Genomic DNA, 11,208 nt, shown 5'->3' with positions numbered 1-11,208 from the left:
GGCGGGTCCGGGCCGAGGGGGAGGAGGCGGCGCGGCACCGCCGGGAGGACGCGGAGGCGGGGGCGGCGGAGCTGCTCGCGCAGGCGCGGGTGCGTGAGGAGCGGGTGGTGCGGGAGACCGAGCGGATACTGCGGGAGCACGAGGAGGGCCGCGAGGAGGTCCAGGCCCACATGGCTCATGTGCGCAGTTCGCTCGCGGCGCTCACCGGGCGGGTGGCGCCGGCGCGGGACTGACCCCGCACGGTCCGGGGGAGGGTGGCTCTCAGGGGCGGGGCCAGGGGCGCCGGGAGAGCCGTTCGATGCTGCTGTTGAAGCGTTTGAGGTAGCCGGCGAAGGCGGCGATGTCGTCGTCCGGCCAGTCGTGCATGACCTGGTCCAGGGAGCGCACGACGCGTTCGCGCTCGGCGTCGAGGAGCTGGGCGCCCGCGCCGGTGATGCGGAACTTGCGGGCCATGCCGCCGTCCGGGTCGGGGATGCGTTCGGCGAGTCCGGCGCGGGTCACGGCGGCGGTCTGCCGGTTGAGGGTGGAGGCGTCGAGGCCGAAGGCGTCGCTGAGTTCGCCGTTGGACATGGGGCCCTGGACGCGGAGCCGGCTCAGCAGGATGTACGCGCTGCGGTCGAGGAGGGCGTCGTGGTGGCTCCCGCCCCGGTGGACGGCGAGGCTGTGGCGGCCGAGGAGCATCTGCTCGTACTCCACCTCTTCCGTGGGCCTGGGCATCTCTGCGGCCTCCTGCTTCTGCTGCGTGGGACGGCGCTCCATTCTCGCACGAGGTATGCATGAGACACATAATGTGTATGACGCATTGAGCATGTACGATGCACGTCGCAGTGCACGTGGCCGTCCGGCGGGCGGGACCACTACCACCCACCCTCCGAGGAGTCCCCCTTCATGGAAGCCCCCCAGCCACAGGCGAGGACGGGCGGCGTCGTCGCCACCCTGGCCTTCGCCGGCACCGTGGCAGCGGTCATGCAGACGCTGGTCACGCCCCTCATCGCGGAACTGCCCCAGATGCTGGACACCACGTCCTCCAACGCGGCCTGGGTCATCACCGTCACCCTGCTGGTCTCCGCGGTGTGCGTGCCGGTCTCCGGCCGGCTCGGCGACCTGCTCGGCAAGCGGCGGATGCTGCTCGCCTGTTCGGTGCCGCTGATCGTCGGCTCGGTGGTCTGCGCGCTCTCGTCCACCGTCGTCCCGATGATCGTCGGGCGCGGCCTCCAGGGCATGGGGATGGGCATGGTGCCGCTCGGCATCGCCCTGCTGCGCGACGTGGTGCCGCCGGAGCGGATGAGCTCGTCCATCGCCCTGGTCAGCGCCTCGCTCGGCATCGGCGGCGCGCTCGGCCTGCCGATCGCCTCGGCGGTCGCCCAGTACGCCAGCTGGCGCGTGCTGTTCTGGGGGTCGGCCGTGCTGGCCGCCGCCATCTGCGCGCTGATCTGGTTCCTCATCCCGGACGTACCGGCCGGCGCCAAGGGGCAGCGCTTCGACGTGCCCGGCGCCCTCGGCCTGGCGGCCGGCCTGGTCTGCCTGCTCCTCGCCGTCTCCAAGGGCGCCGACTGGGGCTGGGCCTCGACGACGACCATCGGCCTGTTCGCCGCCGCCGTTGTCGTGCTCCTCGCCTGGGGCTTCTGGGAACTGCGCACCACCGACCCGCTGGTGGACCTGCGCACCACGGCCCGCCCCCGGGTGCTGATCACCAACATCGCGTCGCTGTTCGTCGGATTCGGCATGTACGCCGGAATGCTGATCGCGCCTCAGCTCCTGCAGTTCCCGGAGGCCACCGGCTACGGACTCGGCCAGTCGATGCTGCAGGCCGGCCTCTGGATGGCCCCCGGCGGCATCATGATGATGCTCGTCTCCCCGCTGGGCGGGAAGCTCACCGACGCCCGCGGCCCCAAGTTCACCCTGATCTGCGGCGTCGCCGTCATCGCCGCCGCCTACGGCCTGGGCCTGCTGCTGATGGGCAGCGCCTGGGGCCTGATGCTGTTCCTCATGGTCAGCAGCGGCGGGGTGGGCCTCGCCTACGGGGCGATGCCGGCCCTCATCATGAGCGCCGTCCCGGCCTCCGAGACCGCCGCCGCCAACGGCTTCAACACCCTCATGCGCGCCCTCGGCACCTCGGTCGGCGCCGCCGTCATCGGCGCCGTCCTCGCCCAGCTGACCACCGAGACCGCCGGCTACACCTTCACCTCCGAGAACGGCTTCCGCATGGGCCTGATCGTCGGCTGCGGCGTCGCCCTGATCGCGGTCGCCGTCTCCGCCTTCATCCCGGCCACCCGCACCACCACCGCCACGGACGCCCCCGCGGCCCCGGCCACCCCGGAAGCGGCCACCGCCAAGAGCTGACCCGGCCGCACCACCCCCGCGACGCCCCCGCCCCGGTCCCCCGCCGGGACGGGGGCGTCGTCATGTCCGCCGTTCGGCCAGGCCCCCTGGGGGCAGGCCCCGAGACGGGGATGATCCTGAGGGCGCAGTCCCCTAGGGGGTGCTCCCCAGATCGGGCCAGGGGCCGTTCCTCCCGCTGGAGGACGTGGTGGGGTGCACCCCCTCCGTAGCGTGTTCCACGTACCGCGGACGGGCGGACCGCAGGGGGCGGGGTGGGGAAAACCCCACCCGAAGACTGCGCTGGGCACCAGCGCGCCGGACCCCCTCCTGCCAGCAGACTTCACACCACAAGGCGACAACCCGTCGCCGGCCTACCGAGGAGAATCACCGTGACAACGGCTGTAACCATTCCCAGGCACGGGGGCACTGGAGGGCGTACGGCCGTGGCTGCGCGGGCGCGGCAGGTCGTCAAGGCGTACGGGACCGGCGAGACGCGGGTCGTCGCGCTGGACCACGTCGACGTGGACATCGCACGCGGCCAGTTCACCGCGATCATGGGCCCGTCCGGCTCCGGCAAGTCGACGCTGATGCACTGCCTGGCCGGACTCGACACCGTGACGTCCGGTCACATCCACCTGGCCGACACCGAGATCACCGGCCTCAAGGACAAGAAGCTCACCCAACTCCGGCGCGACCGGATCGGGTTCATCTTCCAGGCGTTCAACCTGCTCCCGACGCTCAACGCGCTGGAGAACATCACGCTCCCGATGGACATCGCGGGCCGCAGGCCCGACGCCGCCTGGCTCGACCAGGTCGTGGAGACCGTGGGCCTCGCCGGCCGCCTCAAGCACCGCCCGACCCAGCTCTCCGGCGGCCAGCAGCAGCGCGTCGCCGTGGCGCGGGCCCTCGCCGCCAAGCCGGAGATCATCTTCGGCGACGAGCCCACCGGCAACCTGGACTCGCGGGCCGGCGCCGAGGTCCTGAGCTTCCTGCGCCGCTCCGTGGACGAGCTGGGCCAGACCATCGTCATGGTCACCCACGACCCGGTCGCCGCCTCCTACGCGGACCGGGTGCTCTACCTCGCGGACGGCCGCATCGTGGACGAGATGCTCAACCCCACTGCCGACCAGGTGCTGGACCGCATGAAGGACTTCGACGCGCGCGGGCGGACCTCATGACCGTGTGGAAGACCTCGATGCGCAACTTCTTCGCGCACAAGGGACGCATGGCGCTCTCCGCCGTCGCCGTCCTGCTCTCGGTGGCGTTCGTCTGCGGCACGCTCGTCTTCACCGACACCATGAACACCACGTTCGACAAGCTCTTCGCCGCCACCTCCGCCGACGTCACCGTCAGCCCCAAGAAGGCCGAGGTCGACGACCTCCCGGGCAACGGCAAGCCCGAATCCGTGCCCGCCTCCCTCCTCGCCCGCGTCGAGAAGGCGGACGGCGTCGAGAAGGCGGAGGGCGGCGTCTCCAGCCCCTCCGTCACCGTCGTCAACAGCGAGAACGAGAACATGGGCTCCGACACCGGCGCCCCCACCATCGCCGGCAACTGGACCCGGAACGACCTGCGGTTCATGGAGATCACCTCCGGCCACGCCCCGCGCGGCCCCACCGAGATCATGGTGGACGCCGACACCGCGAAGAAGCACCACCTGAAGCTCGGCGACGAACTGCGCACCATCGCGGCCACCGGCGACATCACCGCCAAGATCAGCGGCATCGTCGCCTTCCAGGTGACCAACCCCGGCGCGGCCGTCGTCTACTTCGACACCCCCACCGCACAGCGCACGCTGCTCGGCGCCACCGACGTCTTCACGCACCTCTCCCTCACCGCCGAACCCGGCGTCAGCGACGTCCGGTTGAAGCAGAACGTCGCCAAGGTGCTCGACGGCTCGACCGCGTACAAGATCCAGACCCAGCAGGAAGCGGCCGACGCCAACAAGGACTCCATGGGGTCGTTCCTCGACGTCATGAAGTACGCCATGCTCGGTTTCGCCGGGATCGCCTTCCTCGTCGGCATCTTCCTCATCGTCAACACCTTCTCCATGCTGGTCGCCCAGCGCACCCGCGAGATCGGCCTGATGCGGGCCATCGGCTCCAGCCGCAAGCAGGTCAACCGCTCGGTGCTGCTGGAAGCGGTGCTCCTCGGCATCTTCGGCTCCGTCCTCGGCGTCGGCGCCGGGATCGGGCTCGCCGTCGGGCTGATGAAGGCCATGGGCGCCATCGGCATGGAGCTGTCCACCGAGGACCTCACGATCGCCTGGACCACCCCCGTCATCGGGCTCGCCCTCGGCATCGTCGTCACGGTCCTCGCCGCCTACATCCCGGCCCGCCGGGCCGGCAAGGTCTCCCCGATGGCCGCCCTGCGCGACGCCGGCACCCCGGCGGACGCCAAGTCCGGCTGGATCAGGGCCGGCCTCGGCCTGGTCGTGACCGGCGCCGGCGCCGCCGCCCTGTGGTCCACCACGCGGGTGGCCGCCGCGAGCGACGGCTCCGCCTTCCTCGGCCTGGGCGTCCTGCTCACCCTCGTCGGCTTCATCATCATCGGCCCGCTGCTCGCCGGGGTCGTCGTCCGGGCGCTCAGCGCCGTACTGCTCCGGTTCTTCGGCCCGGTCGGCCGGCTCGCCGAGCGCAACGCCCTGCGCAACCCGCGCCGCACCGGCGCCACCGGCGCCGCCCTGATGATCGGCCTCGCCCTGGTCGCCTGCCTCTCCGTCGTCGGCTCCTCCATGGTCGCCTCGGCCACCGACGAACTCGACAGGTCGGTCGGCGCGGACTTCATCGTGCAGTCCGGCAACGGGGACGGCCGGCCGCTGAACCGCCAGGCGTCCGAGGCGATCGACGGCGCCCCCGGCATCGACCACGTCACCCACATCAAGGACGTGCCGGTCCAGCTGACCCTGCCCGGCGGCGGCAAGGAGAAGGCGGGCCTCGTCGCCTCCGAACCCACGTACGCACAGGACCTGAGCCGCAAGCCGCTCTCGGGACGGCTCTCCGACGCGTACGGCATGAACGCCATGTCCGTGGGCTCGAAGTTCGCCGAGCGCACCGGCACCGAGGTCGGCGACACGCTGACCGTCGCGTTCGAGCACGGCAGGACGGCGCGGCTGAAGGTCGCCGCCATCACCTCCGACGAGTCCGCGCTCGACTCGGGCGCCATGTACATCAACACCGCGACCGTCACCCGCTACCTCCCGGCCGACCGGGTGCCGCTCGACTCGATGATGTTCGCCAAGGCGGCGGACGGGAAGCAGGACGAGGCGTACGCGGCCCTCAAGAAGGCCGTGGCCTCGGACCCGACGGTCAAGGTGCTCGACCAGACCGACTTCAAGCAGGCGCTGAAGGACCAGATCGGACAGCTCCTGAAGATCGTCTACGGGCTGCTGGCCCTGGCCATCATCGTGGCGGTCCTCGGTGTGGTGAACACCCTCGCGCTGTCGGTCGTGGAGCGCACCCGGGAGATCGGCCTCATCCGCGCCATCGGCCTCTCCCGCAGGCAGCTGCGCCGGATGATCCGGCTGGAGTCCGTCGTCATCGCGGTCTTCGGCGCCCTGCTCGGACTCGGCCTCGGAATGGGCTGGGGCGTGGCGGCCCACAAGCTCCTCGCGCTGGAGGGCATGAAGATCCTCGACATTCCGTGGCCGACCATCCTGGCCGTCTTCATCGGCTCGGCCTTCGTCGGACTCTTCGCCGCCCTGGTCCCGGCCTTCCGGGCCGGCCGGATGAATGTCCTGAACGCCATCGCTGCCGACGGCTGAGACGAACCGGAAAGACAGCAGCGGCGGCCCGTCCCGGCGGGCCGCCGCTGCTTCGTTGTCAGACGCGAACGCGGGGCGTCACCGGAAGGAGCGCACCGTGTTGTAGTACTTGGTGGCCGTCTTGTTGCAGGCCGCCTTCAGCTTCTTGCGCTGGGCCTTGGTATAGGGGTCGGCCCAGAAGAAACGCCCGCACTGGCGATTCATGTCGTGCAGGAACGCCTTGTCGATACGGGCCTTGTGGGACGCCCGGAACTTCGCCGCCCCGACGGTCTTCTTGTAATTCCGGTAACCGAAATCGTGACGCCAGCAGGGGAAGCCGAAGTCGTAGCCGCCGGGCAGCTTGTCCGGTGCCCAGGAGCAGCCGTCGGTCTTCCAGACGAAGCCGTACTTCTTGATGGACGCCTTCTTGCGGGAACCGAGTGCGGAGAACCAGCGGTTCTGCGAGGCGGCCGAATCCCCGGTGATGGACGCCATTTTCGCCAGCTTCTGCGATTTGGTCGGCTTCGTCGCCGCGCCGGCCGGTGCCGCGGTGACGAGGGCGGGGACGGCTGCCCCGAGGGTGAGCGCGCCCGCCAGGGCGGCTGCGGAAAACGAACGACGCAAGGTGGTCAAGGTTGCGTTTCCTTCCCGTGTGTTTTCGGCGGCAACCATGGCATGCGAAAAGAGGGCGGGCAAGCTTTTTCCGGGTGGCGCGGCCTTCCGGGAAAAACGGATGAATGAATTCCGCGCCGGTGGCCAGGACTTTTACCTGAACGGGCGCCGAATATGCCGGTCTCGGCATGTACGGGGACGGGCCGCGCAATGGCCGTCGCACACCGCTCGGGAGCGGCCCGCGGTTTGCCTCCGCATCGAAAGCTCAGATGTTCCTCAAGGCAAACGCGGGCGCGGTCACCGGCTGGCTAGGCTCCGGGGCGCCGCACTCCGTGAGGGAGTGCCGCGCGGGGTGGACGGAAGGGGCGGGGGCGCGTGACGACGGTGAGGGGCGGGCGGAGTTCCTTACGGCCGGAGGACCATTTCGGCCGCGCGGTACGCGACCGGCGGCGCGCGGCCGGAATGACGCAGTCGAGGCTCGCCGAACTCGCCGGGATGTCCCAGGCCGCGATATCCAGGCTGGAACACGGGAAATGCATGCCGACCTTCTATCTGCTGGAGAAGATCGCCGGGGCGCTGAACTCCGTGCTCGTCGTCGCGATCGGCCCCGGCCGCCGGATCTCCGTCGAATTCCGCAACGCCGAATTCCGCACCGGTCCGGAACGCGCCGGGGCGGCCGGGTGACCGTCCGGGAACGCCCGGCCGCCGGCCGTCCCGCCGGTGGCCGGTCCCGCCCCGTCGGCGGGGCGGCCGTCGGTCCCGGGTCGTACGCTGGAACCCCCGGCTCGTACCACGTGTCGGGCCCTTCGCGTTGCCCCCGGTGCAGCGCGCCCTGGCGGCAGCCGGCCGTCAGGCCACCCCTCACCACCCGGACGGAAACCCCTTCATGAGCCTGAACGGTCTGCTGGATGTCGTCGTACGTGATCCGGCGCTCGACGAAGCGGTGAAGGCCGCCGGTGACGGCCACCGGATGCACATCGACCTGGTGGGCCCGCCCGCCGCCCGCCCCTTCGCCGTGGCGGCGCTGGCCAGGGACGCCGGGCGGACCGTCCTCGCGGTCACCGCGACCGGCCGGGAGGCGGAGGACCTGGCCGCCGCGCTGCGCACGATGCTGCCGCCGGACACGATCGCGGAGTTCCCGTCCTGGGAGACCCTGCCGCACGAGCGCCTCTCGCCCCGCTCCGACACCGTGGGCCGCCGGCTCGCCGTGCTGCGGCGCCTGGCGCACCCGAGCGCCGACGACCCCGAGACCGGGCCGGTGTCCGTCGTCGTCGCCCCCATCCGCTCCGTGCTCCAGCCGCAGGTCAAGGGGCTCGCCGACCTGGAGCCCGTGGCGCTGCGCACCGGGCAGAGCGCCGACCTCGGCGCCACCGTGGAGGCGCTGGCGGCGGCCGCCTACGCCCGGGTCGAACTGGTCGAGAAGCGCGGCGAGTTCGCGGTGCGCGGCGGCATCCTGGACGTCTTCCCGCCCACCGAGGAGCACCCGCTGCGGGTGGAGTTCTGGGGCGACGACGTCGAGGAGATCCGCTACTTCAAGGTCGCCGACCAGCGGTCCCTCGAAGTCGCCGAGCACGGGCTGTGGGCGCCGCCCTGCCGGGAGCTGCTGCTGACGGACCAGGTCAGGGAGCGGGCCGCCGCGCTCGCCGAGGCCCACCCCGAACTGGGCGAACTCCTCGACAAGATCGCCGAGGGCATCGCGGTCGAGGGCATGGAGTCCCTGGCCCCGGTCCTCGTGGACGACATGGAGCTGCTGCTCGACGTGCTGCCCGAGGGCGCCATGGCCGTCGTCTGCGACCCCGAGCGGGTGCGCACCCGCGCCGCTGACCTGGTCGCGACGAGCCAGGAGTTCCTGCAGGCGTCCTGGGCGGCGTCGGCGGGCGGCGGCGAGGCCCCGATCGACGTCGGCGCGGCCTCGCTGCGCGGCATCGCGGACGTCCGCGAGCGGGCCCGTGAGCTGGACATGATGTGGTGGTCGATCTCCCCGTTCGCCGCCGACGCCGAGCCGGACGGGGACACGCTGGCGCTGGGCATGCAGGCCCCCGAGGCGTACCGGGGGGACACCGCGCGGGCGTTCGCCGACACCAAGGGCCGGCTGGCCGACGGCTGGCGCACGGTGTACGTCACGGAGGGCCAGGGGCTCGCCTCCCGTACCGTCGAGATGCTGGGCGGCGAGGGGATCGCGGCCCGGCTCGACCCGGACCTGGGCGAGATCTCGCCGTCCGTGGTGCACGTCTCGTGCGGCGCCATCGACCACGGCTTCGTCCACCCCGGGCTGCGGCTCGCCGTGCTCACCGAGACCGACCTCACCGGCCAGCGCACCGCCACCAAGGACCTGGGCCGGATGCCGGTCCGGCGGCGCAAGACCATCGACCCGCTGACCCTGGAGGCCGGCGACTACATCGTCCACGAGCAGCACGGCGTGGGCCGCTACATCGAGATGGTGCAGCGCACGGTGCAGGGCGCCACCCGCGAGTACCTGCTCGTCGAGTACGCGCCCGCCAAGCGCGGCCAGCCCGGCGACCGGCTGTACATCCCGACCGACCAGCTGGAGCAGGTCACCAAGTACGTCGGCGGCGAGGCCCCCACCCTGCACCGGCTCGGCGGCGCCGACTGGACGAAGACGAAGGCGCGCGCCAAGAAGGCCGTCAAGGAGATCGCCGCCGACCTGATCAAGCTCTACTCGGCCCGGATGGCGGCCCCCGGCCACACCTTCGGCCCGGACACACCCTGGCAGCGCGAGCTGGAGGACGCCTTCCCGTACGCGGAGACGCCCGACCAGCTGACCACGATCGCCGAGGTCAAGTCGGACATGGAGAAGTCGGTTCCGATGGACCGGCTGATCTGCGGCGACGTCGGGTACGGCAAGACGGAGATCGCGGTCCGCGCCGCGTTCAAGGCGGTCCAGGACGGCAAGCAGGTCGCCGTCCTCGTCCCCACCACGCTCCTGGTGCAGCAGCACTACGGCACGTTCACCGAGCGCTATGCGCAGTTCCCCGTCAACGTGCGCGCGCTGAGCCGCTTCCAGACGGAATCGGAGTCCAAGGCGACCCTCGAAGGGCTCCGCGAGGGCTCCGTCGACCTCGTCATCGGCACCCACCGGCTGTTCTCGTCCGAGACGAAGTTCAAGGACCTGGGCCTGGTCATCGTGGACGAGGAGCAGCGGTTCGGCGTCGAGCACAAGGAGCAGCTGAAGAAGCTCCGCGCCAACGTGGACGTCCTCACCATGTCCGCGACGCCCATCCCCCGTACGCTCGAAATGGCGGTCACCGGCATCCGCGAGATGTCCACGATCACCACCCCGCCGGAGGAGCGCCACCCCGTCCTGACCTTCGTCGGCCCGTACGAGGAGAAGCAGATCGGCGCCGCGATCCGGCGTGAACTGCTGCGCGAGGGCCAGGCGTTCTACATCCACAACCGGGTCGAGTCGATCGACCGGGCGGCGGCGCGGCTGCGCGAGATCGTGCCCGAGGCGCGGATCGCCACGGCGCACGGGCAGATGTCCGAACAGGCCCTGGAACAGGTGGTCGTGGACTTCTGGGAGAAGAAGTTCGACGTGCTGGTCTCCACGACGATCGTCGAGTCCGGCATCGACATCTCCAACGCCAACACCCTGATCGTGGAGCGCGGCGACAACTTCGGCCTCTCCCAGCTGCACCAGCTGCGCGGCCGGGTCGGCCGGGGCCGGGAGCGGGGGTACGCGTACTTCCTGTACCCGCCGGAGAAGCCGCTCACCGAGACCGCGCACGAGCGCCTGGCCACGATCGCCCAGCACACCGAGATGGGCGCCGGCATGTACGTCGCCATGAAGGACCTGGAGATCCGCGGCGCGGGCAACCTCCTCGGCGGCGAGCAGTCCGGCCACATCGCGGGCGTCGGCTTCGACCTGTACGTCCGCATGGTGGGCGAGGCGGTCGCCGACTACCGCGCGTCCCTGGAGGGCGGGGTGGAGGAGGAGCCGCCGCTGGAGGTCAAGATCGAGCTGCCGGTGGACGCGCACGTCCCGCACGACTACGCGCCCGGCGAGCGGCTGCGCCTCCAGGCGTACCGGGCGATCGCCTCGGCGAACTCGGAGGACGACATCAAGGCGGTCCGCGAGGAGCTGACCGACCGCTACGGCAAGCTGCCGGAGCCGGTCGAGAACCTGCTGCTCGTGGCGGGCCTGCGCATGCTGGCCCGCGCCTGCGGGGTCGGCGACATCGTGCTCCAGGGCCCGAACATCCGCTTCGCCCCGGTGGAGCTGCGCGAGTCGCAGGAGCTGCGGCTGAAGCGGCTGTACCCGAAGACGGTCATCAAGCCGGCCGCGCACCAGATCCTGGTCCCGCGCCCGACGACGGGCCGGATCGGCGGGAAGCCGGTGGTGGGCCGCGAACTGCTCGCGTGGACCGGCGAGTTCCTGACGACGATCCTCGGCTCGTAGCCGTAGCCGTAGCCGTAGCCGTAGCCGTACCGGCGGCCCGCCCGGCTCAGCCCGTGTCGCCCACGGCGCGGCCGAGCGGGGCGGTGTCGCCCGGGCCGGTGCGGGGGGCGGGCAGGCC

7 protein-coding genes and 1 pseudogene are annotated in these 11,208 nt (G+C 71.4%); 6 read left to right on the top strand and 2 right to left on the bottom strand.

Annotated elements, in window-relative coordinates:
• A pseudogene (locus MHW47_RS24700) lies at positions 1-233 on the top strand (cellulose-binding protein); the annotation flags it as partial.
• A 28-nt stretch (positions 234-261) separates the two neighbouring features.
• Here MHW47_RS24700 and MHW47_RS24695 read toward each other — a convergent pair.
• Positions 262-717 (bottom strand): MarR family winged helix-turn-helix transcriptional regulator, encoded by a 456-nt coding sequence (locus MHW47_RS24695; protein WP_239225977.1) that lies wholly within the window; start codon positions 715-717, stop codon positions 262-264.
• Between the two features lie 171 nt (positions 718-888).
• Between MHW47_RS24695 and MHW47_RS24690 the strand changes: the two genes are divergently transcribed.
• The 3 genes from MHW47_RS24690 to MHW47_RS24680 all read left to right on the top strand — a co-directional run bounded on the left by MHW47_RS24690 (position 889) and on the right by MHW47_RS24680 (position 6,082).
• Positions 889-2,343 carry an MFS transporter gene (locus MHW47_RS24690; RefSeq protein WP_239225976.1) on the top strand — a complete coding sequence of 485 codons (1,455 nt, stop codon included), beginning with the start codon at positions 889-891 and terminating at the stop codon, positions 2,341-2,343.
• A 368-nt stretch (positions 2,344-2,711) separates the two neighbouring features.
• On the top strand, positions 2,712-3,500 hold the full coding sequence (locus MHW47_RS24685) for an ABC transporter ATP-binding protein (RefSeq protein ID WP_239225975.1): 789 nt from the start codon (positions 2,712-2,714) through the stop codon (positions 3,498-3,500).
• Positions 3,497-6,082 (top strand): ABC transporter permease, encoded by a 2,586-nt coding sequence (locus MHW47_RS24680; RefSeq protein WP_239225974.1) that lies wholly within the window; start codon positions 3,497-3,499, stop codon positions 6,080-6,082. The genes MHW47_RS24685 and MHW47_RS24680 overlap by 4 nt, the downstream gene beginning before the upstream one ends.
• A gap of 78 nt (positions 6,083-6,160) precedes the next feature.
• Here the strand turns inward: MHW47_RS24680 and MHW47_RS24675 are convergent, their stop codons facing one another.
• Positions 6,161-6,694, bottom strand: coding sequence for a phospholipase A2 (locus tag MHW47_RS24675; protein WP_239225973.1), 534 nt, complete (start codon positions 6,692-6,694; stop codon positions 6,161-6,163).
• 354 nt (positions 6,695-7,048) lie between these two features.
• Between MHW47_RS24675 and MHW47_RS24670 the strand changes: the two genes are divergently transcribed.
• The gene (locus MHW47_RS24670; protein ID WP_308381712.1) at positions 7,049-7,357 is read left to right on the top strand and encodes a helix-turn-helix transcriptional regulator; all 309 of its coding nucleotides are present in this window, start codon (positions 7,049-7,051) and stop codon (positions 7,355-7,357) included.
• Between the two features lie 202 nt (positions 7,358-7,559).
• Positions 7,560-11,090, top strand: coding sequence for a transcription-repair coupling factor (mfd, locus tag MHW47_RS24665; protein WP_239225971.1), 3,531 nt, complete (start codon positions 7,560-7,562; stop codon positions 11,088-11,090).
• The last annotated feature ends 118 nt before the right edge of the window (positions 11,091-11,208 follow it).

Origin of the sequence: Streptomyces sp. OfavH-34-F (assembly GCF_022347745.1) — a bacterium.
Taxonomy (GTDB): Bacteria; Actinomycetota; Actinomycetes; order Streptomycetales; family Streptomycetaceae; genus Streptomyces.
This window is presented reverse-complemented; position numbering and strand designations above follow the sequence as displayed.

What these genes read in the sequence shown, in the direction of transcription:
- mfd (WP_239225971.1), top strand. Translation starts at nt 7,560, where the DNA reads ATGAGCCTGAACGGTCTGCTGGATGTCGTCGTACGTGATCCGGCGCTC.
- MHW47_RS24680 (WP_239225974.1), top strand. Translation starts at nt 3,497, where the DNA reads ATGACCGTGTGGAAGACCTCGATGCGCAACTTCTTCGCGCACAAGGGA.
- MHW47_RS24695 (WP_239225977.1), bottom strand. Translation starts at nt 717, where the DNA reads ATGCCCAGGCCCACGGAAGAGGTGGAGTACGAGCAGATGCTCCTCGGC.
- MHW47_RS24690 (WP_239225976.1), top strand. Translation starts at nt 889, where the DNA reads ATGGAAGCCCCCCAGCCACAGGCGAGGACGGGCGGCGTCGTCGCCACC.